Raw genomic sequence first — 23,013 nt, 5'->3', positions numbered from 1 at the left:
CGATGGACACGCTATATCACCGACCAAACTCGGCGCCCACAATCGGTGAATTCGGGCTACATAAAGTGAGGACATCCCGGCTGCCCGATGGGGCTGCCTAATGTCCTCACTCGTAGGGCGATCCGGCTGTCCGACGCGCTTGGCGTATAGGGTGGACTGCCTTCTTGACCCCTACTGATGCCAGCATAGCACTGCTTGGTGCAGCCGGGCACAACACCACGAGCAGCCAGCGTGGCGGGTGCCGTAGGGCCCGACGGCACCCGACCCTCAGGCAGTACTCACAGACACGTCTACGACCCGTGAGAAAAGAGGACCACTCAGAACAGGAAACCGAGTTCCTTAAGGCGGGCCTCGGCCTGGTCGGCGCCCTCCCAGACTATGCCCTGGACGCCCAGGAGTTCCGCAGCCCGCACGTTCTCGCGTCGATCGTCAATGAACGCAACGTCTTCAACGGGCGTGTTCAGGCGGTGCAGGACGTCCCTGTAGATACCGCGCGAGGGCTTGCAGATACCGTAGTCGCAGGAGAACGCGAAAAAGTCGAAGAGGCTCCCCCACTCGGATCGGCGGATAGCCTTCGCGATCGGGTATGGGGCGTTGGACAGAATACCGACGCGGACGCCCTGGTAGCGCAGCAAACGAACGAGTGCCAGCGAGCGCTCGTTTGCCTCGGCCATGCGCGAAGAGTCGAGCTCGACCAGTGCCTTCAAAAGCTCATGCGACGGCTCGGGTTGACCGCAATCACCTGCGATGCGATCCCAGAAGTCACGGTCGGGCAAGCCCGCATCGTATTCTCCGCGATGCGTCCACATGGCTTGGTCAACGAGCGTTGTGAGGCCGCGCGACTCGTCCCCGAACATGCGGGCGATCACGGCGGGATCGGGGTGTGATTCCACGAGAACGCCCCCGACATCGAAAAGCACGGTGCGCGAACTGCTTTGAGCGTGCATGCCTTTCGCTCCTTCTAGTACTGCGAGAGTCCGACGTCGGATCCTTTAAGAGTAGTTTAAACGTAGTTTCAGCCACAGATTAGAACGGAAAATGTATGATTGGGAACATACTCCTTCTGATCTGCGGAAAGACGTACGAAGCAAACTCAGCGAAGAATGAGGTCTGCGATTCGCTGGAGGTCGTCCGCTCCCGCGAATTCGATGACGATTCGGCCCTTCTTGCGCCCCTCCGTGATGGACACACGTGTGTCGTACGCATTGGACAGGGCCGACACGACGGTCTCCCCCAGCTGCGACAGCGGACGCTGCTGACGGGCGCGCGGACGCGGAGTGGCCTTCGCCTTGCCCAGGCGGACGATCTCTTCGGTGGTGCGCACCGAGAGTCCTTCCGCGACGATACGCTCGGCGAGCCGCTCCATGTCTTCGGCCGTTTCCAAGGAAAGAAGGGCGCGAGCGTGGCCCGCGGTGATGACCTGTGCGGCCACCTTCTTCTGAACGACTGGCGGCAGCTTGAGTAGGCGCAGAGTGTTCGCGATCTGCGGGCGTGAGCGCGCGATTCGCTTGGCGAGCTCTTCCTGAGTCGCGCCAAAATCGGCCATGAGCTGCTGATATGCGCTCGCTTCCTCCAGTGGGTTGAGTTGGGCCCTGTGGAGGTTTTCCAGGAGCGCGTCGCGGAGCAGATCTCCATCGTCGGTCTCTCGGATGATCGCGGGAATCGTGGTTTCGCCGGCGAGCTCGGAAGCGCGCAGGCGGCGCTCACCCATGATCAGCTCGTAGCGGGCCTCGGGCTTCTCAGCGATGAACTCTTGGAGCTTCGCGGAGCGCCCCTCAGCGGGAATGCTACGAACGACGACGGGCTGAAGAACGCCGACCTCCTTGATGGAAGCGGCGAGCTCCTTCAGGTCGTCCTCATCGAAAACCTCTCGAGGCTGCTTCGCGTTGGGGACGATCTGATCGATAGCAATTTCAGCGAAGGACGCGCCGGGCACCGGCAAAAGCTCATGCTCATCGGATGTTTCACGTGAAACATCCGCCGCAGCCGGAGGGGCTGGCGTGACCACCGGGGCGCCGACTCGGGCGGAAGGGCCGCTCGGGCTGGGAGCTGAGCCATTGACCCCAGAACCAATAGAGACGGAAGGCTTGGCCGCGCGACGGGTGCCGGCTGTGTCCAGACCAGGCATGGTCGGGCGCTTCTTTTTCGCCGAGGCCGTGGATCGCTTGGGCTGCAAAAGGTCCTTTGCGGATCCTCCCCTACCCTTGGCGGACGGGCCCTCCGGGAAGAACACATCGAGCGGACGCGCGGGAGCGACGGGCGCAGCAGGAGACTTCTGTTCACCCGCCTGGGGAATAAGAGCTCCAAGTCCACGGCCAAGGCCGGAATGCTTGCGGGCGCCCTTACGGCCCTCAGACTTCGGTGTTACATCCGCCATTGCATAACTCCTTCAATTGCGTTCGTTCATTGTTTCACGTGAAACAATGCCCTGCGCTCAGCTGATGAGCGGCTTTGATCACTTTGTTGAACTTTTGGTCAAGAGTCGTGGTGATTACGTTCTTAGCTACAGAAAACCGCCGCCGACATTCAATGTTTCACGTGAAACATTGTTTTACAGTGTATTGGCAAGCCGATCACACAGTTCAAGCGCAGCCTTGCGATAGGCGATCGAACCAACGTTTCGCGGGTCGTATGTAATCACGGTCTGGGCGTAGCTGGGGGCCTCGGAAATGCGGACGCTGCGTGGAATAACCGTGTCGAATGTGTGATCCGGGAAGTGCGCGCGCACCTCGGATTCGACCTCTTCAGACAGGCGGGTGCGCTTGTCGGCCATGGTCAGGAGCATGCCCGAGACGCGCAGACCGGGGTTCATGCTCGCCCCGATACGCTCGACCGTATTCCACAGCTGGCTCAGGCCCTCGAGAGCGTAGTACTCAGCCTGAATGGGAATCAACACCTCGTCGGCAGCAACCATCACGTTGAGCGTCACGAGCCCGAGGGACGGAGGGCAATCAATGAGGATTACGTCGATCTCGGGGTGCTCCGAGACGTACGCTCGAAGCGCAGTCTTGAGGCGGGCCTCGCGGTCCGGGACGTCCACGAGTTCAATTTCGGCGCCGGACAGGTCGATCGTCGCAGGGCACACAAGAATGCCGTCAATGTCCGGGCAAGGCTGTAGGACGTCCGCGAGCTCCGCTCCCCCGATCATCACGTCGTACGTCGACGGTGTTCCCGCGGGGTGCTCGACGCCGAGAGCGCTCGAGGCGTTACCCTGCGCGTCGGCATCGATGACAAGCACCGACAGACCGCCCAGCGCGAGGCCTGCGGCGAGATTGACGGCCGAGGTTGTCTTGCCGACCCCGCCCTTCTGATTGGCGATCGCGATGATGCGCGTCGACGGCGGCTTGCGAAACTCAGCGTGCGCGAGCATCTGCAAATCGGCGATATTGCGTTCGATCTGAGAGGACAGAGGGGTGTTTTCTACAGTCACGTGACACCTTCCTAGCTACTGCCTATAGTCTACGGGCCTCCACCGGCACTTCCTGCATCGAAATCCCGCGATGCAGGAATGGACACAGGATTGCCGAAGTAATCCGTCAAACGGCAAAAGTGTTGTTCTGTAGGATCGATTCTCCTGGCGATGAAGAGCGCAGCATCATCCGTCGATCAGATGCACCCGGAGCACGAGGCGCAGAGCAAAACGACGAAACAATAGCCGTTCGTAGCCTCAGTCACATTCAAACGTTTTACTGCCGTGAGGTGAGCGACGTCGATGCCGCTTCGAATACTATTCAATTCTTGAAATATTCATCGCTTGCTCTGGTCGACGGACGAACGAGACTACGACAACACCACGACGCATGAACGCGGCTGCCAAGAGGCACCGCCCGACGTGTATGGCGCCGACGTGAACACTTTCGGCGGTTGGGGAAAGGCTGCTTCGGGACTCCCGCTCCGACAGTGCGGTCGATGGTCCCAACGAGCACACGAGCACACGAGCACACGAGCACACGAGCACACGAGCACACGAGCACACGAGCACACGAGCACACGAGCACACGAGCACACAATACCCAACCTATCCCGCCGCAGAAAAACCTGACCATACGCGGCAGCACCTCCCCTGCCGCAGCACAGAAATACGTCACCAACACACACCAAGATGCGCCTCCCTCCCGCGCCGCCCCGCGACTCAAGCACCGACAGTGAGCTCGATCATCCCGGCAGCACGCACTGAGGCCCGACGTACCCGACACGCCGCCGCGCAGAAAACGCCTCGCCACGAACCAGCGCGCCCAAACCGTCGTCCACTACACCCCAAAAACCCCATGTCACCCCCATTCCACCGAGGTCGACTGCACTTTGAGCAAGCACTCGGGGGTTTTGCGACCATAGACCCCTCCACGGGCACGCGACGCTGGCCCTTCCGACCAAGCACTCGGGGGGTTTTGCGACCATAGACCCCCGACACGCCGACGACACGCCGCAAAGCAGCGCCTATGGTAGCAATTCCCCCCAAGCCACCAACGAAAACAAGCCACACCACCCCGACAAACAGACGAAGACATGCCGAACACAACCAACACAGCCACCTAAAGAGCACGCGGCCCTGGCCCTTCCAAGCAACCACGGGGGGTTTCGCGACCATAGACCCCCGACACGCCGACGACACGCCGCAAGGCAGCGCCTATGGTAGCAATTCCCCCCACAGAGCCCAAGCCAGCACCAAGCCAGCACCAGAGCACCCCCAAGCCAGTCCAAAAGCCGCACACAAAATCTTCCCAAGCGACCCGAAGCAACCGCAAGCCACCCCGACACACACAACACACACAACACACACAACACACACAACACACGAGAAGGGGCGCCGCGGCCTCAGCCGTGGCGCCCCTACCCGGCTCACAGCCGGAGACACGTGTTACTTGATGCGCGTACAGACCACGACGTAGGTGGACTCGTCCTCCATGATGGAGGGCACCTCGTGGATGGTGGCGCGCAAGTGGTGACGACGCAGTTCCATCGACGCTTCCTCGACCTCGATGGGGGCGCGGCGGCCCTTGAGGGCGACGAGCGAGCCGCCGGGAGCAATGAGCTTGGAGGTCATGCGCACGAGCTTGCTCATGTTGGCGACGGCGCGGGCGGTGACCACATCCGCCTTGCCTTTGCCGCGCAGTTCCTCGGCGCGCGCCTGGTGGATTGTCACGTTGTCCAGGCCCAGGCCTTCAACGACGTCTTCGAGCCACTCGACGCGGCGCACCATGGGCTCGGCCAGGTGAACGTGCAGGTCGGGGCGGCATGCGGCGATGACGATGCCGGGCAGGCCGGAACCGGAGCCGACGTCCAAGACTTCCTGTCCTTCACGACGGGGCATGAAGTCGAGGACGGCCGCGGAGTTGACGATGTGGCGCGACCAGATGCGCTCCATGTCGCGGGGGCCGAGCAGGCCGCGCAGCTCGCCTTCCTCCTCGAGCATGCGCGCGTATTCGGCGACGTCGGAAAAGGCGGGGCCGAAGAAGTCGCGGACCGCCTGGGTGGGTTCTTCTGGGACGAAGGGGTCGCCCACCTGGCGACCCCTTCCCGTCCCGTTCGGGTTCTCACTCACCGTCGGATTCCTCGGGGAGGATGACGACACGGCGGTGGGGTTCGGTGCCTTCGGACTCGGAGGTCAGGCCCTCTTCGGCGACGACGTCGTGGCAGACCTTGCGCTCGAAGGGATTCATGGCGTCGAGCTTGACGGCTTCGCCGGTGGAGCGCACGCGGGCGATGGCCTCGCGCGTGATGTCCTGCAGCTCTTCCTTGCGTTCGGCGCGGAAGCCGGCGATGTCGAGCATGAGGCGGGAACGTTCGCCGGTCTCGGTTTGGACGGCCAGGCGGGTCAGTTCCTGGAGGGCATCCAGGACCTCTCCGTCGTCGCCGACGAGGCGGTCGAGCGCCTCGGGGTCGTCGGCGACGATCTCGACGGATGCGCGGCCGTTTTCGACGTCGATTTCGATGTCGCCGTCGAGGTCGGCGATGTCGAGCAGTTCTTCCAGGTAGTCGGCGGCGATTTCGCCTTCTTCTTCGAGGCGGGTGAGCTTGCCTGCGTTGTCGTCACTCATGACGGGTCCTCCGTGGTGGGGAATGGGGTCTTGCTGGTGTCCAGGGTACCCGCTGGGGTTCTGGGACCGTGAATCTAAAGGGGTCAGCGCTTCTTGCCGGAGCGGCGGCGGGCCTTGCGGCGTTCGACGCGGCGACGCTCGATCTCCTCGGCGCTCAGGGAGCTGTGCGAGGGCGCGGATTCCTGGGACTCGGAGGGGGCCTCGGACGAGGCCTTGGTGGCCTCGCGCTCGGCGGTGCGGCGCTCGCGCTGCTTCTTTTGCAGTTCGGCGCGCTGGGCGGAGGCTTCCTGCTTGGCGAGGCGCTTTTCGACGGCGAGGGTCAGGCCGTGCATCCACTGTTCGTCGGGCAGGGTCGTCCAGGACTGGCTGGCGAGGTTGCGGTAGACGGTGACGATTTCGCCGGGGGTCATGGAGGCGGGGAAGTCGGAGGCGACGTGCTGCTTCTTGGCCTTGGCGCGAACCTCGGCGAGGGTGCGCTCGTTGAGCTCCTCAACGCGCGGGTCGGAGCCGGGTGCGCCGAGGGCGGCGCGCTCACGGTCGTAGTTCTGGAAGTAGGGCTTGGCCCATTCCTGGTAGGCGGACTCGCGCGAGGACAGCAGGTCGGCGTAGGCCGGGGAGCCGGGGGTCGGCATGACCTTGATGGTCCAGAAGGACTGGGCGAGGGCCCAGAAGGAGGCTGTCACGGTGTAGATGACGACACCCATCTGGAAGAACGCGCCGGAGACGATGAACATCAGCGGCATCACGTACATCATGGAGCGCTGCGACTGGGCCATCGGGTTGTCGCCCATGTCGGGCATGTTGCGCGAGAAGGACAGGCGCATGGAGAAGAACTGCAGGCCGACCATGAGGACGATCGCGGCAACGAAGACGGCGACGACGCTGGGCTGGCTGACAGACTCGCGCAGCGTGTGGGAGAGCGGGACGCCGAAGACGGTGGAGTTGACGATCTCCTCGGAGACGGAGGCGGTCAAGGGGCCGAGGTGGTCGGTGGCCTCGCCGCGGTAGGTGTAGGTGCCGGCGGAGATCGAAGAAACCGCGATAATGGCTCGGTACATGCCGAAGAGGACGGGCATCTGCACGAGCATCGGCAGGCAGGAGGCGAAGGGCGAGACCTTGTGCTTGCGCTGCAGGGCCTGGGTCTCTTCCATCATCTTCTGACGGCTGACCTGGTCCTTTTTGCCCTTGTATTTCTCCTGGATCTTGCGCATTTCGGGCTGGATGGCCTGCATGGCACGCGAGGAGCGGATCTGCTTAAGGAACAGCGGGATGATGGCGATGCGCACCAGGATGGTGAGCAGCACGATGGACAGAACCCACGCGATGCCGGAGCCGGAGGACATTCCGAGCAGCACGAGGAGGTCGTGGATCCAGACCCACACGTAGGAGATCGCCCACGCGAAGGGGTGGAGCATTGCGTCGAACATAGTTTTCGCTTTCGCCGTGGCGCCTTCGCGCCGCTGTTTCGTTGTTCCTTAGTTGTCCGAGGCCGTTGTCGGCTGCTCGGTCAGGTCATATTCGGGGCCCAGTCCCATGGGGGCGGGACGTTCCCAGTTGTCGTGCCCGGCCCAGTCCTCGGGTGGAATCCACGGGTCGGGCTTCCAGCGTCCGCGGTCGGGCACGTGGTCCACTCCCCCGTGGCTCCAGGGGTTGCATCGAAGCAACCGCCAGGACGCGAGGATCAGACCTTTGATGGGTCCGTGGACGCGGATCGCGGTCAGCGCGTAGTTGGAGCAGGTGGGCACGTATCGACACCGGGGGCCGAGGGCCGGGGAGATGTAGCGCTGGTAGGCGACGATGGGCGCGGAGGCGAGTGCGACAAGCACTCGCCTCACGACGGTCATCGCGCGTTCCATTTGCGCCACGCTCGCTCCATGACGCGGTCGAGGTGGGTGCCGAGTTCTGTGGAGGGCACGCCGAGGGCTTTGGAGGAGGCGCGCACGACGAGCCGGGTTCCTTCCGGCAGGTCGTCGACGCGCTCGCGCATGAGGTGACGGAGCTGTCGCTTGACGCGGTTGCGTCCGTTGGCGCGTTTGATTTCCCGCTTGGGTACGACGAAACCGACGAGGCGGCTGTTGCGCTCCTCGTCGGCTCGGACGTGGACGACGACCAGCGGATCCCCTGCGCGCGCTCCTTGTCGGATCGCGGCGGTGAAATCCGCTGGGTCAACCATGCGGTGCGCGCGCGGCAGCACCGGGGTGTCTCAGGCGGACAGCTTGGCGCGGCCCTTGCGACGGCGGGCAGCCAGAATGGCGCGGCCGGCGCGGGTCGACATGCGCAGACGGAAGCCGTGCGTCTTCGAACGACGACGGTTGTTGGGCTGGAAGGTCCGCTTGGTGGTCACGGCAATTCTCCTCGGCGGGGAGTGGTTTCCCACTCGTTGATCGGTTGGGCTATCGACGCGCGGGGCGCGATAGCGGGGACGCACGCCCGAAATGGGCGCAAACAAGTTCCAAGACTAAGCGGATGGGCGCGCCTAGTCAACGCGGCGGGGTTACCCACCGCGTCACACACAGTTTCCACAGCTGTGGAAATCGCTGTGGAGCAACCTCGTCCACAACGGTGGATGACGACAGTTATCCACAGGCAGTGCGTATTTTTGCTTTCCGCACCACGCTGCGGACCCAAAGTTGTAACTACAGCCATGTGATTCTGTGATAGTTCTCCACAGCTCCATCCCCAGTCTGTGTATAAGCATGTGTGCGGACTACACTCAGGACATGTCATAGGGTCACGTACATCACTCCAGAGTCGTGACTGAACTCACCGTATTTTCTGTCCGGAGGTTGTCGTGGAGTCGAATTCCCTCACACGCGCGTGGGCTGCGGCCCTCGACACGGTCCCCACAGACGAGCTGGGCCCCGTCGCGACGTCGATGCTGCGCTCCGCGCGGCCCCTCGGGGATATTGAAGGCACGATCCTCCTGGCGGTCCCCAACGGCTTCACCAAGCAGTGGATCGAGGAGAAGGCACAGTCCAAGCTGACGACCGCTCTGTCGGTGAATCTGGGCCGTACCGTGCGCATCGCGATCACGGTCGACCCTTCCCTGGAGCTCGTGACAACTCGGGAGGAGCCGGCCCCTCCCGCACCCGCTCCCCCGGCCCCCGCACCGGCCTCGTACCAGGAGAAGAGGAAAGAGGCGCGATCCCCAGCGCTGGTCTCCTCCCCCACCGACGCCGGTCCCACGCACCTGAACCCTAAGTTCACCTTCGATACCTTCGTGATCGGCCCCTCCAACCGTTTCGCGCACGCCGCCGCGCTGGCCGCCTCGGAAACCCCGGGCACCGCCTTCAATCCCCTCTTTATCTATGGCGATTCCGGGCTGGGTAAGACGCACCTGCTCCAGGCCATCGGCCACAACGCGCTGTCGATGATGCCTCACTTGAAGGTCCGCTACGTCAACTCCGAAGAGTTCACGAACGAGTTCATCAACGCGATCCGCCTGAACAAGACGGATAACTCTCAGGTCGAGGCGTTCCACCGCCGCTACCGCGAGCTCGACATCCTGCTCATCGACGATATCCAGTTCATCGGCGATAAGGAACAGACGGTCGAGGGTTTTTTCCATACTTTTAACGCGCTGCACAGCGCGAACAAGCAGATCGTGCTCACCTCCGACCTGCCTCCCGCCCAGCTCAAGGGCTTCGAGGACCGTATGCGCTCGCGCTTCTCCTCGGGCCTGCTCGTGGATGTTCAGCCGCCGGACCTGGAAACACGCATCGCGATCCTGCATAAGAAGGCCGACGCCGAGGGCCTGGAGGTCACCCCCGAGGTCTTCGAGTACGTCGCCTCGCGCATCTCCTCGAACATCCGTGAGCTGGAAGGTGCGCTCGTGCGCATCGGCGCGTGGGCGTCCCTCTACAAGGAGCGCATCGACCTGAATCTGGCGCAGATGATGCTCAAGGACTTCGTGTCTAACCCGGACGACAACGAGATTACGGTCAGCCTCATCATGAGCCAGTGCGCCGTCTACTTTGGTGTGACGATCGAACAGATGGGATCGTCGGAGCGCAGCCACAACGTGGTCGAGGCCCGCCAGATCGCCATGTACCTGTGCCGCGAGCTCACCGACTTGTCGCTGCCCAAGATCGGACAGGCTTTCGGGCGCGACCACACAACGGTCATGCACGCGAACAAGAAGATCTCCAAGCTCATGAAGGAAAAACGCGAAACCTTCAACCACGTGTCCGAGCTTACAAATCGCATCAAGCAGAAGGCCAGGGAGTCGTGAAACCCGCGCGGGCGCTGACGAAAGTCGGCGCCCGCGCCCCGTTCACAGGATCTGTGGACAGCGCGTGGATGAACAGGCAAACCCTGTGGAGAAAACAGCGGTCTTTGTGAATGACGAAAACTTGTTATTTCGCCCGTCCACATGTCCACGTGCGTAGTGCACAGATTCGTCCACCTCATTACACAGATGTAATTTCAAGACTTCCCAACGAAAAAATGAGTTATCCACAGAACTCACAACCCTTATGATGGAGGGAGAGTCGAATGACAAAATTTTTTTCACAGGTTTCCGTCCAACAACAGCGCCGGTGAGGCGTTGACGGCGCGAGTGCCAAGCCTTCGGTTGCGCCCCACGTGGGCACACTTGTGGGTAAAGTAGTTCTCGTTCCGTTTTGTGTTTTGGAGGCAGCTATGAAGTTCACCGTCGCCCGCGATGTTCTGGCCGAAGCAGTGTCGTGGACCGCTCGCGCGCTCCCCGTGCGCCCGGCGTCGCCGATCCTGGCCGGCGTGCGCATCAAGGCTGAAGGCGACGAGCTGACCCTGTCTTCTTTCGACTACGAGGTCTCCGCGAACTCGCACATCCCCGCCACCGTCGACGAGGCCGGCGAGGTCCTGGTGTCCGGACGCCTCCTGGCCGACATCTCCAAGTCGCTGCCCTCCAAGCCCGTGTCTGTCGAGCTTGACGGCCAGAAGGTGAACCTGGTCTGCGGATCCTCGCACTTCACGCTCGCGGTCATGCCTCTCGACGAGTACCCGCTGCTTCCCGCCCAGCCCAAGGGCATCGGCGCGATCGACTCCTCCACGCTGTCCCAGGCCGTCTCTCAGGTGTCGATCGCCGCGTCGCGCGACGACACCCTGCCCCTGCTGACGGGTGTTCGCATCGAGATCAACGGCCCGGCGATCACGCTGCTGGCTACCGACCGCTACCGCCTCGCGATGCGAGAGCTCGATTGGGAGCCCACCGACACCTCGATCGAAGAGGTTGCCCTTGTCAAGGCCCGCATCCTCCAGGACGTCGCCAAGTCGATGACCTCGGGCGCCAAGGTCGAGGTCGGCCTCTCCGGCGAATCCCAGCCCGGCGCCTCGTCCCTCATCGGTTTTACCGCCCAGGGACGCCGTACCACCTCGACCCTCATGGACGGCGACTACCCCGCCGTGCGTCGCCTCTTCCCCGAATCAACGCCGATCCAGGCCGTCGTCGACCGCCACGCCCTGCTCGAGGCCGTCAAGCGCATGTCGCTGGTCGCCGAGCGCAAAACCTCCGTGCGCCTGGCCTTCACCGACGGCCAGCTGGTCCTCGAGGCCGGCCAGGGCGACAACGCGCAGGCCTCCGAGGCCATCGAGGCGACGCTGCACGGCGACGACATCTCCACCGCCTTCAACCCGCAGTTCCTCATCGACGGCCTGCAGGTCCTGGACACCGACTACGTGCGCTTCGGCTTCACGCACCCCACGAAGCCGGCCGTCATCACCGGCCAGAAGAAGGCCGACGAGGGCGAGGTCACGCAGTTCCGTTACCTGCTGATGCCCATCCGCTTCGGCATCTGACGTGCGCGTCTCCCACCTGGCCCTCGACGACTTCCGCTCGTGGAAGCATGGGGTCGTCGAGCTGCCCGCCGGCCCCACGGTCCTGGTGGGCGCGAACGGTCAGGGCAAGACGAACCTCGTCGAGGGGCTCGCCTACCTGTCCACGTTCTCGTCGCACAGGGTCGGCGCGGAGGGCGCGCTCGTGCGAATCCCCATCGACGAGGCCGAGGCCGCCCCGGGTGGCGCCGTTATCCGCGCGCGGGTGGTGGCGCAGGGCCGTGAGCAGGTCATCGAGCTGGAGATCGTGCGCGGCAAGGCCAACCGGGCGCGCATCAACCGCGCGCAGGTCAAGCCCCGCGAGATTCTGGGCATCGTGCGCACGGTCGTGTTCGCCCCCGAGGATCTGTCTCTCGTGCGCGGCGACCCGTCGGTGCGCCGATCCTTCCTGGACGACCTGGCTACCCAGCTCTCCCCCATCCACGCCTCGGTACGCTCCGACTTCGACCGGGTCGCCCGCCAGCGCGCCGCCCTCATGAAGGCCGCCCAGGCCTCGATCCGGCGAGGCGCCCGCCCCGACCTGTCGACGCTCGAGGTGTGGGACCAGCAGTTCGCCGCCCTATCGGCGCGCATCACCGCGACCCGCGCGCGAATTGCCCACGAGTTGACCGAGCCGGCGGCCCGCTCCTATGACGACGTGGCCGATTCGCCGCGCCACCTGCGCCTGTCCTTCGACGCCTCGGTCGACCGCGTTATCGGCACGGACCCCGACAACCCGGCCACCGCCGACCTGACCGACGTCGAGGCGCAAACGCAGCGGATGCTCGCCGCCCTAACGTCTGTGCGCGAGAAGGAAACCGAGCGCGGCGTCAACCTCGTGGGCGCCCACCGCGACGACCTGACCCTCAGCCTCGGCTCGATGCCCGTCAAGGGATACGCCTCCCACGGCGAATCCTGGTCGGTCGCCCTCGCCCTGCGCCTGGGCGCCTTCGAGCTGCTCAGCGACGACGGCGACACCCCGATCCTCATCCTCGACGACGTCTTCGCCGAACTCGACTCCTCCCGCCGCGCCGGCCTGGCCGCCCTGGCCTCGAAAGCCGAACAGATCATCGTCACCTGCGCGGTCGCCGGCGACCTGCCGCCCTCCCTCGACCACCACGCCCTGCACGTGCGCCTCGACCCCGAGCTCGGAACCGTCATCGACGAGGCCGACCATGAGTGAGCGCGAGGGCTCGTCTCCCGCGTCAAACCTGGGCGGCGACAACGCGAGCCTCGACCCGGACAGCACGGACGGCCTCGGCCCCGAGGAAGACTCCGACGAGTTCGTCGTGCGCGCCCTCGAACGCGCCCAGCGCGTCGCCCGAAACCTGGGCTACACGCGCTCCACCCTGCCCTCCTGGGGACTCGACGAAACACGGCCACGCCGCAGCCTCGACGGCTCCAGCGAATACGCGGCCATCGAAACCGACGGGCTCGGCCGGCTCGCCGCGGACGACGCCGATGGCGCCCAGGCGCGCGCCGCCGCCCGCGCCGCCGCCTACCGCCACGCGAACGGGGTGCCGGCCCCGGCCTCGTCCACCGACGAGGACCCCGAAGGCGACCTCGCCGCGCTGCGCCAAGCCCTGGAGGGTACCGGCGCCTCGTGGAGCCGCTCCCCCGGCATGGCCGCCATGCGCCCGCGCTACCGGCGGGCCAACTCCCTGGGGGCGATCCTCGCGCGCACGATCAAGGCCCGCGAGTGGGACACACCCACGAAAATGGGGTCCATCATCGCCTCGTGGAGCGCCATCGTCGGACCTCAGGTCGCCGAGCACGCGCGCATCGAGACCTTCGAGGGACACAAGCTCGTGGTGCGCACCGACTCCACCGCCTGGGCCAAACAGCTCCAGCTCCTCCTGCCCACGATTGAGCGACGCATCGCCGAGGAAGTCGGCTCCGGCGTCGTCGAACAGCTCGTCATCCTGGGGCCCGTCGCCCCCTCCTGGAAGAAGGGCCCCTACGTGGTACGAGGCCGGGGACCCCGGGCGGACTACGGGTAGACCCGGAAGGTGGCCCTTTTTACGGTCGGCCATCCTTTGCTAGGCTTCTTCACGTAGCCCTTCCAACGGAGGAACGACGAGGAGCGAGATGAGCAACATGCACAGACCGCCAACCCAGTATGGCCCTGGTCAGGGCGGGTACCAGCCGGTGCCACCGACCGGCGGATATCCGATGATGCACGGGGGCGGATACCCCTCGTACTACCTCGGACCACCCCCCATCATGACGCCGCGCACGAGCGTACCCCTCGTCACACAGATCGTCGTCGTTACAATTACCGTCCTCTCAGTCATTCCACTCTTCGGCGCTGGAATGTATGCCGGGTTCACGTATCAATCGCCATGGCGACACATGGACTCGTCACAGGCTCAGTCCAACTCCGGGGAGTACACGCTGGACCTGTACGACAACACGCTCCACGTGACATGCAACAACTTCCGTCTCGGGCCCCTCGACGCAGATGGCGCCCAGACGCTCCTCGTTGATGTCACGGTCGTGAACAACACCGACGAGGACCGCAAGTTTCACGAGTACATTCCGGGACTGTCTCAAAAGGGAACCCCGTTGGGTTACGCCTATGTGACGACCAACATGGGCGCACCAGCCGACTTTCATGACACGGTCGGCATCGACTCCGTCTCACCTGGCCAGAGCGTGACCGGCACGCTCGCCTTCAAGTACATATATGTGGGTGACCCCGTCAGATTCGGCTGGGACGGCGACGAGCTGTCCACGTGGACCTGGCAGCCGTCCTAGTGCGGCGCGCGAACGATGAGTGAAGGACACATGATGGACAATCCGATGATGCCGCAAGGATCCAGCGGCTTGGGCAATACCGGAACCTACAAGCCGGTCACCCCCGAGCTAGCTCGCCAACTGAGGCGCAAAAACACGACAAAGCTTCTCGTTGGCGCCGCTGCCGTGCTCCTTCTTTTCTTCATCGGCGGCTTCGCGTCGGGAATCTTTATCATCCGCTCAACGACGCAAGAACCTCCGGGCCTGGACCAATGTTCGACCGGCCAATATTCCCGGGATCTGCCCGACAACCTGGGGCACGTCACACTCGATTCCGCTGAGCGTGGCCCGGTCGACGACGATGGTGCGCAGACGCTGGTGCTGACATTCACCATCACGAACACGTCCGGAACGTCCAAATACCCCCACGAGTTTCAGCCCACCATGAGTCAGAAGGGAACCTATTTCGGTTCGGCTCGCTTCGAGGAGGAAGACAACGAGTCTCGGCGAGAGAGCGATTCCGCCTCCAACGACATAATGAAGCCGGGAGAGATTCGGCAGGTCACGGTCGCCGTCAAGTACCTGTACCCGGACGAGCCAGTCGTGTTCAGGCAGTGGAGTAGGGCGAACATTACCGACGAATGGGTGTTGTGCCCCGCCTAAAGCAACGAGGAACACCCTGAAACTATGGTGCGCATCACTATATTGCCCCTTGAGGGCGATGTGACAAAGGCGCTATCCTGTTCTGTTGACGTTCAATCGATCACATCCTGAGCCCCGCGCCCCTTATGACGACAGGGTCTCCGGGTTGATCGATAGGGCTCAATAGGCGCGGAAGCGCGCGCAAGGCACTGTTCGACAGATGGAAGTGTGTCAGCAGCACTCCACATTTCGGTCAGATTTTGCTACGCTTCCAAATGTCATCCCGCACACCAGTGCGATTTCTATGAGGAGTCACTATGAGTAACCCGTACGCTCCCGGGGGCCAGGATCCCTGGAACCAGGGAAATGGCCAGGGTGGTTTCCCTGGTTCGCAGCAGTCTTACGGCCAGGCTGACCCGAACGCATACGCGCAGGGCGGCTACGTGGACCAGACCCAGCAAATGTCCAATGGTTACATGGACCAGTACCCCGCTCAGTACGGGGCCGGCATGACGCCCGAGGAGCCGAAGTCGAAGCTTCCGCTGATCATCGGCGGCATCGCGGGCGTCCTGGTACTCATCCTCGTCGCTGTGGGTCTCTACTTCTTTATGAGCAGTGAGGATGAGGAAGAGCCGGACGCTGACGACACCACCACCTCGGCCACCACGGACCCCAGCCCGAGCACCTCGGCTCCGGCTCCCAGCCCGAGCTCCGCGACTAGCAAGCCGACAACGGGTCCGACCGGCGTGCCGAACCCGAACAATGCCCACCAGAACGGCAGCTACTCCGTCGATCTGTCGTCGGGCGTGCACATGGAGATCACGAAGATCGAAAAGGGCCCCGCCGATAAGGAAGGTTCCGACACCATCGTCGTTACCTACTCGATGACCAACAACTCCAATGAGGAGCAGTCCGACTTGTTCAACACCCCTTCTCTCAAGCAGAAGGGTATTGACATGCGCCCCGCCTACTACGCCAAGGGCAAGGAGCCCGCTGGCTACGACTCCTCCATCTTCGTGAATGTGCCCGTCGGCCAGACCAAGACCTTCCAGAAGGCCTACAAGCTCCCCTACCCCAACGAGGTTGTCACCTTCAAGACGACCGACTTTGACAACTGGGATGCAGACATCCCGGACTGGTACTGGCAGCCGTGATCGGCGCTGCAACGAGTGCCTGACACGAGTCCTTCGGCGCCCAAACGGACGCGCCGTTAGCTCACAGTCATCTCAGCGCCCATGAGCGCGACGGGGCCGCCCTCCCACCCGGGAGGGCGGCCCCGTGTCATGCGCACACAGCAACAGCCGCAATGCGACTGATCACAGTCACTATTTCGTTGCAATCTCACAGTTTGTAAAGTAACCCTCCGGGTCTGTCAATCCCGGGTACAAGCCCCATTTTTGGTAGAATCTACAAGGTTAAACATCTATTTTTCGCGCAATGCGAGGGGAGCCACGTGGCTGACAACGAGAAGACCGCTGAAGGCGAGCAGTCCTACGGCGCATCGGACATCACCGTCCTCGAAGGCCTGGAAGCCGTACGCAAGCGCCCGGGCATGTACATCGGCTCGACCGGCGAACGCGGCCTGCACCACCTCGTCTACGAGGTCGTCGACAACTCCGTCGACGAGGCCCTGGCCGGCTACGCGGACCACATTGAGGTCACCATCCAGGCAGACGGCGGCATCAAGGTCGTCGACAACGGCCGCGGCATCCCCGTCGACGAGCACCCCACCGAGCACAAGCCCACCGTCGAGGTCGTCATGACGATCCTGCACGCCGGCGGCAAGTTCGGCGGCGGCGGCTACGCCGTCTCCGGCGGCCTGCACGGCGTCGGCATCTCCGTCGTCAACGCCCTGTCTACCCGTGTCAACACCGAAATCCGCCGCCAGGGATACGTGTGGCGCATGTCGTTTGCCAACGGTGGCACGCCCATCACCCCCCTCGAACGCGGCGAAGCCACCGACGAAACCGGCACCACCCAGGTCTTCTACCCGGACCCCGAGATCTTCGAAACCGTCGAATTCGACTTCGAAACCCTGCGCCAGCGCTTCCAGCAGATGGCCTTCCTCAACAAGGGCCTGCGTATTACCCTGACCGACGAGCGCGAATTCGCCACCGACGAAGGCGACGAAATCGCCGGCGGCGAGGAGGCCTCGGACAAGAAGACCAAGGGTCACCGCACCGTCTCGTACCGCTACGAGCACGGCCTGCGCGACTACGTCGAATACCTCGACTCCGCGAAGAAGTCCGACACGATCAACAACGAGATCATCGACTTCGAAGCCGAAAACGACGAAGGCACCATGAGTGTCGAAATCGCCATGCAGTGGACCACCGCCTACTCCTCCTCCGTCCACACCTTCGCCAACACCATCAACACGACCGAAGGCGGCATGCACGAGGAAGGCTTCCGCACCGCGCTGACCTCCCTCGTCAACCGCTACGGCCGCGACAAGGGCATCATCCGCGACAAGGACGACAACCTCACCGGCGACGACGTGCGCGAAGGCCTGACCGCCGTCATCTCCATCAAGCTCACCGAGCCGCAGTTCGAAGGCCAGACCAAGACCAAGCTGGGCAACACCGAAGCGCGAACCTTCGTTCAGCAGCAGGTCTACTCCAAGCTCACCGACTGGCTCGACGCCCACCCCGCCGACGCCAAGGCCATCATCAACAAGGGCCAGGCCGCCCAGGCAGCCCGCGTCGCCGCCCGCAAGGCCCGCGAGGCCACGCGCCGCAAGGGCGTCCTCGAATCCGCCTCCATGCCCGGCAAGCTGCGCGACTGCTCCTCGCGCACCCCCTCCGAGTGCGAAATCTTCATCGTCGAGGGCGACTCCGCAGGCGGCTCCGCCGTCGGCGGCCGCGACCCCGAACGCCAGGCCATCCTGCCCATCCGCGGCAAGATCCTCAATGTCGAAAAGGCCCGCCTGGACCGCGCCCTGTCCTCCGACACGATCCGCTCCCTCATCACTGCCTTCGGGACCGGCATCGGCGAAGACTTCGACATCTCCAAGCTGCGCTACGGCAAGATCGTCATCATGGCCGACGCCGACGTCGACGGCCAGCACATCGCCACGCTGCTGCTCACCCTCCTCTTCCGCTACATGCGACCCCTCATCGAGGGCGGCCACACCTTCATCGCCATGCCCCCGCTGTACCGCATCAAGTGGACCAACGCCGAACACGAGTTCGCCTACTCCGACAAGGAACGCGACAAGCTCCTCGCCGCCGGCGCCGCCGTAAACCGCCGACTGCCCAAGGAAGGCGGCATCCAGCGCTACAAGGGCCTCGGCGAAATGAACGACCACGAACTGTGGGAGACCACCATGGATCCGGAGCGCCGCATCCTCAAACAGGTCACCCTCGACGAGGCCGCAGACGCCGACGAAACCTTCACGATCCTCATGGGCGACGACGTCGACCGACGCCGCACGTTCATCCAGCGCAACGCCACCGACGTGCGCTTCCTCGACATCTGAGACACCCCACGACCAGCCCAGCCCAGGCCTCGTCCCGGGCAGCGGGCCTGATCGAGCAGACACAACGTAAGGAACACTCGTGAGCGACGAGCCCACTACCGACGCGCGGCACATCTCGGACACCGAGCGCATCCGCCAGGTCGACCTGCAAAAAGAAATGCAGCGCTCCTACCTCGACTACGCGATGAGCGTCATCGTCGGGCGCGCCCTGCCCGACGTGCGCGACGGCCTCAAGCCCGTCCACCGCCGCGTCCTGTACGCCATGTACGACGGCGGCTACCGTCCCACCTCCTCCTTCTCCAAGTCCTCCCGCGTCGTCGGCGAGGTCATGGGTAACTACCACCCCCACGGCGACGCCGCGATCTACGACGCCCTCGCGCGCCTCGTGCAGCCCTGGTCGCTGCGCTACCCCCTCGTCGCCGGCCAGGGTAACTTCGGCACCCCCGGCAACCTGGGCCCCGCCGCCCCCCGTTACACCGAGTGCAAGATGGCACCCCTGGCCATGGAAATGGTCCGCGACATCGACGAAGAATGCGTCGATTTCCAGGACAACTACGACGGCCGCAACCAGGAACCCACCATCCTGCCCGCGCGCTTCCCCAACCTCCTGGCCAACGGCTCCGAAGGCATCGCCGTCGGCATGGCCACGCGCATCCCGCCGCACAACCTGCGCGAACTCGCGCGCGGCGTCCAGTGGGCGCTCGACAACCCCGAGGCCTCGCGCGAAGAACTCCTCGAAGCACTCCTCAAGCTGATCCCCGGCCCCGACTTCCCCACCGGCGCCACCATCCTGGGCCACAAAGGCATCGAAGACGCCTACCGCACCGGCCGCGGCTCCATCACCCAGCGCGCCGTCGTTAACGTTGAGGAAATCCAGGGTCGCCAGTGCCTCGTTGTCACCGAGCTGCCCTACCAGGTCAACCCCGACAACCTCGCCGACAAGATCGCCCAGCTCGTGCGCGACGGTGCAATCGGCGGCATCGCCGACATCCGCGACGAAACCTCGGGCCGAACCGGCCAGCGCCTCGTCATCGTCCTCAAGCGTGACGCCGTCGCCAAGGTCGTCCTCAACAACCTCTACAAGCGCACCAGCCTGCAGGAGAACTTCTCCGCCAACATGCTCGCGCTCGTCGACGGCGTGCCCCGCACCCTGTCCATCGACGGCTTCGTCCGCCACTGGATCAGCCATCAGATGGACGTCATCGTGCGCCGCACGAAGTTCCGCCTGCGCAAGGCCCTCGAACGCCTGCACATCCTCGAAGGCTACCTCAAGGCCCTCGATGCCCTTGACGAGGTCATCGCCCTCATCCGCCGCTCCCCCACCGTTGACGAGGCCCGCGCCGGGCTGATCGAACTCCTCGACGTCGACACCATCCAGGCCGACGCCATCCTGGCCCTCCAGCTGCGCCGCCTGGCCGCCCTCGAGCGCCAGAAGATCATGGACGAGCACCGCGAACTCAAGGCCCGCGTCGACGACCTCAACGACATCCTCGCCAAGCCCGAGCGCCAGCGCGCCATCATCTCCGCCGAACTGTCCGAGATCGTCGACAAGTTCGGCGACGAGCGCCGCACCCGCATCCTCCCCTTCGACGGGGAAATGTCGATGGAAGACCTCATCCCCGAAGAAGACGTCGTCGTCACCATCACCCGCGACGGCTTCGCCAAGCGCACCCGCACCGACAACTACCGCTCGCAAAAGCGCGGCGGCAAGGGCGTGCGCGGCACCCAGCTGCGCGGCGACGACGTGGTCGAACACTTCTTCGTCACCACCACGCACAACTGGCTGCTCTTCTTCACCAACCTCGGCCGCGTCTACCGCGCCAAGGCCTACGAGATCCCCGAAGGCGGCCGCGACGCCAAGGGCCAGCACGTCGCCAACCTGCTGGCCTTCCAGCCCGACGAGCACATCGCGCAGGTCCTCGCGATCCGCACCTACGAGGACGCGGACTTCCTTGTCCTGGCAACCAAGCGAGGCCTCGTCAAGAAGACACCGCTCAGCCTGTACAACTCGCCCCGCTCCGGCGGCATCATCGCCATCAACCTGCGCGAAGACGAAGACGGCAAGCCCGACGAGCTCGTCTCCGCACAGATCATCATGGCCGACGAGGACCTCATCCTCGTCTCCCGCGACGGCCAGGCCGTGCGCTTCACTGCCACCGACGAGCAGCTGCGCTCCATGGGCCGCTCCACCTCCGGCGTGCGCGGCATGAAGTTCCGCGGCGACGACGAACTACTCAGCATGGAAGTCCCGCGCGAAGGCACCGACCTGCTCATCGTCACCGACTCCGGCTACGCCAAGCGCACCCCCGTCGAGGAATACCCGACCAAGTCGCGCGGCACCCTCGGCGTGCGCGTCGGCAAACTCGTCGACGAACGCGGCGGCCTCGTTGGCGCCCTCGTCGTGCGCCCCGATGAAGACGTCATGGTCATCACCTCCTCCGGCAAGCTCGTCCAGGTCAACGCCTCCGACGTGCGACCCACCGCCCGCAACACCATGGGCGTCATCTTCGCCCGCCCCGACGAAGGCGACCGCATCATCGCGATCACCCGCAACCCCGAATCCGGCGACGACGAAGAATCCGAGACGCCCGAGGCCGACTCCCCCTCCGGTGAAGACTCCCCCTCCGGTGAGGATTCACCCACCGAAGGCGGCGCAGGGGTCAACACCACCGAGAAGTGAACAATGATCACGGGACGAGGGTCGGCCTCGTCCCGTGATCAACATTCCAAAGCGGCGCGGACTGTGCGCCGGGGCCCAGCGATGCGGTAGCCTGGCCTGTAGGAAGTGCGACCTGGAAGGAATCCCATGAGCGACCACGTCACGAGCGCCCGCACAGACGCTCCCCGCCGAGTAGACCTGGCGATCGCGCGTATCGACGCGTGGACCGTCATGAAGGTGTCTTTCCTTCTGTCCGTTGCCCTGGGAATCGCAATGGTCGTCGCCACGATCGTCCTGTGGCTCATGGTCGACGCCATGCACGTCTTCAGCCAGATTGAGGAATTCCTCAAGACCATGGGCGCCGGCCGCTACGCCGACCTGCTGGACTACGCCCGCCTGCCGCGCGTCATCTCCTACGCGACCATCGTCGCGGTCATCAACGTCATCCTGCTCACCGCCCTGTCGACGCTGGGAGCCATGCTCTACAACGTCGTCGCCTCGCTGGTGGGCGGCATCAAGGTGTCCCTCATGGATGAGTGAGGGCACTCGCGCAAGGGGTCGGCTGATGCCGGCCCCTTTTGCTATACCCGCGCGGTGTTCCACCTGCGCGTGGTTGCGCGGTTGCGCGGTTGCGCGGTTGCGTCTTCGTTGGCGGCTTGGGGGGAATTGCTACCATAGGCGCTGCGTTGCGGCGTGTCGTCGGCGTGTCGGTGGTCTATGGTCGCAAAACCCCCCGCGTGCTTGCTCAAAGTGCAGTCCACTTCGGTGATACGGGGTGTTTGGGGTGTAGTGGACTACGGTTTGGGCGTGGTGGTTGGGTTGATGGGGGAGCGGTGGCCCGTCTGTGCGCAGGTGGGTCCTTTAGGTGGCTGTGTTGGTCGTGTTCGATATCCTTGTCCAGTTGTCCTGGTGGTGTGGCTTGTTTTCGTTGGTGGCTTGGGGGGAATTGCTACCATAGGCGCTGCTTTGCGGCGTGTCGCCGGCGTGTCGGGGATCTATGGTCGCAAAACCCCCCGCGCGGTTGCTCAAAGTGCAGTCCACCTCGGTGGAATGTGGGTGACATGGGGTGTTTGGGGTGTTTCAGTGGGTGAGGCTGTTGCCGATGTCTGAGGTGGTGTGGTGGCGTGGGTCGTGTTCGACATCCTTGTCCAGTTGTCCTGGTGGTGTGGCTTGTGTTCGTTGGTGGCTTGGGGGGAATTACTACCATAGGCGCTGCCTTGCGGCGTGTCGCCGGCGTGTCGGGGGTCTATGGTCGCAAAACCCCCCGAGAGCTTGCTTGGATGGGCCAGCGTCGCGTGCCCGTGGAGGGGTCTATGGTTCTAAATCTCCCGTGTGGTTGCTCAAAGTGCAGTCCACCTCGGTGGAATCTGGGTGACATGGAGTGTTTGGGGTGTTTCAGTGGGTGAGGCTGTTGCCGATGTATGAGGTGGTGTGGTGGCGTGGGTCGTGTTCGACATCCTTGTCCAGTTGTCCTGGTGGTGTGGCTTGTTTTCGTTGGTGGCTTGGGGGGAATTGCTACCATAGGCGCTGCGTTGCGGCGTGTCGTCGGCGTGTCGGGGGTCTATGGTCGCAAAACCCCCCGAGTGGTTGCTTGGAAGGGCCAGCGTCGCGGGCCCTTTAGGTGGCGGTGTGGACGGCTTGCCCGGGCTGCCACTTGTGGGGTTAAC

Annotated in this window: 19 protein-coding genes; 10 read left to right on the top strand and 9 right to left on the bottom strand. The window is 64.0% G+C overall.

Features of this window, described 5'->3' with window-relative positions; translation table 11 throughout:
• Positions 1 to 317 precede the first annotated feature (317 nt).
• The 9 genes from O3669_RS09810 to rpmH all read right to left on the bottom strand — a co-directional run bounded on the left by O3669_RS09810 (position 318) and on the right by rpmH (position 8,382).
• Complete coding sequence (locus O3669_RS09810; protein ID WP_371524559.1) at positions 318 to 947, bottom strand: HAD family hydrolase; 630 nt, start codon at positions 945 to 947, stop codon at positions 318 to 320.
• Positions 948 to 1,093: 146 nt separating this feature from the next.
• Complete coding sequence (locus O3669_RS09805; protein WP_371524557.1) at positions 1,094 to 2,377, bottom strand: ParB/RepB/Spo0J family partition protein; 1,284 nt, start codon at positions 2,375 to 2,377, stop codon at positions 1,094 to 1,096.
• A 174-nt stretch (positions 2,378 to 2,551) separates the two neighbouring features.
• Positions 2,552 to 3,430 carry a ParA family protein gene (locus tag O3669_RS09800; protein ID WP_295967371.1) on the bottom strand — a complete coding sequence of 293 codons (879 nt, stop codon included), beginning with the start codon at positions 3,428 to 3,430 and terminating at the stop codon, positions 2,552 to 2,554.
• Between the two features lie 1,428 nt (positions 3,431 to 4,858).
• Positions 4,859 to 5,542: a 16S rRNA (guanine(527)-N(7))-methyltransferase RsmG gene (gene rsmG / locus O3669_RS09795; protein WP_371524555.1), complete on the bottom strand. Its 684-nt coding sequence runs from the start codon at positions 5,540 to 5,542 to the stop codon at positions 4,859 to 4,861.
• Complete coding sequence (locus O3669_RS09790) at positions 5,535 to 6,038, bottom strand: protein jag (protein ID WP_371524553.1); 504 nt, start codon at positions 6,036 to 6,038, stop codon at positions 5,535 to 5,537. Before O3669_RS09790 ends, rsmG begins: the two co-directional genes overlap by 8 nt.
• An 83-nt stretch (positions 6,039 to 6,121) precedes the next feature.
• Positions 6,122 to 7,465: a membrane protein insertase YidC gene (gene yidC / locus O3669_RS09785; RefSeq protein WP_371524551.1), complete on the bottom strand. Its 1,344-nt coding sequence runs from the start codon at positions 7,463 to 7,465 to the stop codon at positions 6,122 to 6,124.
• A gap of 48 nt (positions 7,466 to 7,513) precedes the next feature.
• Positions 7,514 to 7,894, bottom strand: coding sequence for a membrane protein insertion efficiency factor YidD (gene yidD / locus O3669_RS09780; RefSeq protein ID WP_295969334.1), 381 nt, complete (start codon positions 7,892 to 7,894; stop codon positions 7,514 to 7,516).
• Positions 7,879 to 8,232: a ribonuclease P protein component gene (gene rnpA, locus O3669_RS09775; RefSeq protein WP_295969332.1), complete on the bottom strand. Its 354-nt coding sequence runs from the start codon at positions 8,230 to 8,232 to the stop codon at positions 7,879 to 7,881. Before rnpA ends, yidD begins: the two co-directional genes overlap by 16 nt.
• A gap of 9 nt (positions 8,233 to 8,241) precedes the next feature.
• On the bottom strand, positions 8,242 to 8,382 hold the full coding sequence (rpmH, locus tag O3669_RS09770) for a 50S ribosomal protein L34 (RefSeq protein ID WP_003791379.1): 141 nt from the start codon (positions 8,380 to 8,382) through the stop codon (positions 8,242 to 8,244).
• A gap of 447 nt (positions 8,383 to 8,829) precedes the next feature.
• On the opposite strand from rpmH, the gene dnaA reads away from it, so the two are divergent.
• From dnaA to O3669_RS09720, 10 genes are all read left to right on the top strand, one after another.
• Positions 8,830 to 10,269, top strand: a complete 1,440-nt coding sequence (gene dnaA / locus O3669_RS09765; RefSeq protein ID WP_371524549.1) for a chromosomal replication initiator protein DnaA — start codon at positions 8,830 to 8,832, stop codon at positions 10,267 to 10,269.
• Positions 10,270 to 10,679: 410 nt separating this feature from the next.
• Positions 10,680 to 11,816, top strand: coding sequence for a DNA polymerase III subunit beta (dnaN, locus tag O3669_RS09760; protein WP_371524547.1), 1,137 nt, complete (start codon positions 10,680 to 10,682; stop codon positions 11,814 to 11,816).
• Between the two features lies 1 nt (position 11,817).
• Positions 11,818 to 13,014, top strand: coding sequence for a DNA replication/repair protein RecF (recF, locus tag O3669_RS09755; RefSeq protein ID WP_371524545.1), 1,197 nt, complete (start codon positions 11,818 to 11,820; stop codon positions 13,012 to 13,014).
• Entirely contained in the window at positions 13,007 to 13,831 is an 825-nt protein-coding gene (locus O3669_RS09750; protein WP_371524543.1) for a DUF721 domain-containing protein, read from the top strand. Before recF ends, O3669_RS09750 begins: the two co-directional genes overlap by 8 nt.
• A 352-nt stretch (positions 13,832 to 14,183) precedes the next feature.
• Complete coding sequence (locus tag O3669_RS09745; protein ID WP_371524541.1) at positions 14,184 to 14,588, top strand: hypothetical protein; 405 nt, start codon at positions 14,184 to 14,186, stop codon at positions 14,586 to 14,588.
• Positions 14,589 to 14,618: 30 nt separating this feature from the next.
• A complete protein-coding gene (locus tag O3669_RS09740) occupies positions 14,619 to 15,230 on the top strand; it encodes a hypothetical protein (protein WP_371524539.1) in 612 nt (203 codons plus the stop codon).
• A 296-nt stretch (positions 15,231 to 15,526) separates the two neighbouring features.
• On the top strand, positions 15,527 to 16,363 hold the full coding sequence (locus tag O3669_RS09735) for a DUF5067 domain-containing protein (RefSeq protein ID WP_371524537.1): 837 nt from the start codon (positions 15,527 to 15,529) through the stop codon (positions 16,361 to 16,363).
• Positions 16,364 to 16,662: 299 nt separating this feature from the next.
• Entirely contained in the window at positions 16,663 to 18,687 is a 2,025-nt protein-coding gene (gene gyrB / locus O3669_RS09730) for a DNA topoisomerase (ATP-hydrolyzing) subunit B (RefSeq protein WP_314769196.1), read from the top strand.
• Positions 18,688 to 18,766: 79 nt separating this feature from the next.
• A complete protein-coding gene (gene gyrA / locus O3669_RS09725) occupies positions 18,767 to 21,367 on the top strand; it encodes a DNA gyrase subunit A (protein ID WP_371524535.1) in 2,601 nt (866 codons plus the stop codon).
• Positions 21,368 to 21,493: 126 nt separating this feature from the next.
• Positions 21,494 to 21,886, top strand: coding sequence for a DUF3566 domain-containing protein (locus tag O3669_RS09720; protein WP_295969371.1), 393 nt, complete (start codon positions 21,494 to 21,496; stop codon positions 21,884 to 21,886).
• Positions 21,887 to 23,013 lie beyond the last annotated feature (1,127 nt).

The sequence above is a fragment of the Pauljensenia sp. 20925_1_34 genome, from assembly GCF_041432775.1.
Classification (GTDB): Bacteria; Actinomycetota; Actinomycetes; order Actinomycetales; family Actinomycetaceae; genus Pauljensenia.
This window is presented reverse-complemented; position numbering and strand designations above follow the sequence as displayed.

Coding starts and splice junctions, on each gene's coding strand:
- O3669_RS09810 (WP_371524559.1), bottom strand. CDS start 947: ATGCACGCTCAAAGCAGTTCGCGCACCGTGCTTTTCGATGTCGGGGGC.
- O3669_RS09735 (WP_371524537.1), top strand. CDS start 15,527: ATGAGTAACCCGTACGCTCCCGGGGGCCAGGATCCCTGGAACCAGGGA.
- O3669_RS09720 (WP_295969371.1), top strand. CDS start 21,494: ATGAGCGACCACGTCACGAGCGCCCGCACAGACGCTCCCCGCCGAGTA.
- O3669_RS09805 (WP_371524557.1), bottom strand. CDS start 2,377: ATGGCGGATGTAACACCGAAGTCTGAGGGCCGTAAGGGCGCCCGCAAG.
- O3669_RS09745 (WP_371524541.1), top strand. CDS start 14,184: ATGGACTCGTCACAGGCTCAGTCCAACTCCGGGGAGTACACGCTGGAC.
- O3669_RS09790 (WP_371524553.1), bottom strand. CDS start 6,038: ATGAGTGACGACAACGCAGGCAAGCTCACCCGCCTCGAAGAAGAAGGC.
- yidC (WP_371524551.1), bottom strand. CDS start 7,465: ATGTTCGACGCAATGCTCCACCCCTTCGCGTGGGCGATCTCCTACGTG.
- dnaN (WP_371524547.1), top strand. CDS start 10,680: ATGAAGTTCACCGTCGCCCGCGATGTTCTGGCCGAAGCAGTGTCGTGG.
- O3669_RS09740 (WP_371524539.1), top strand. CDS start 14,619: ATGATGGACAATCCGATGATGCCGCAAGGATCCAGCGGCTTGGGCAAT.
- yidD (WP_295969334.1), bottom strand. CDS start 7,894: ATGGAACGCGCGATGACCGTCGTGAGGCGAGTGCTTGTCGCACTCGCC.
- O3669_RS09750 (WP_371524543.1), top strand. CDS start 13,007: ATGAGTGAGCGCGAGGGCTCGTCTCCCGCGTCAAACCTGGGCGGCGAC.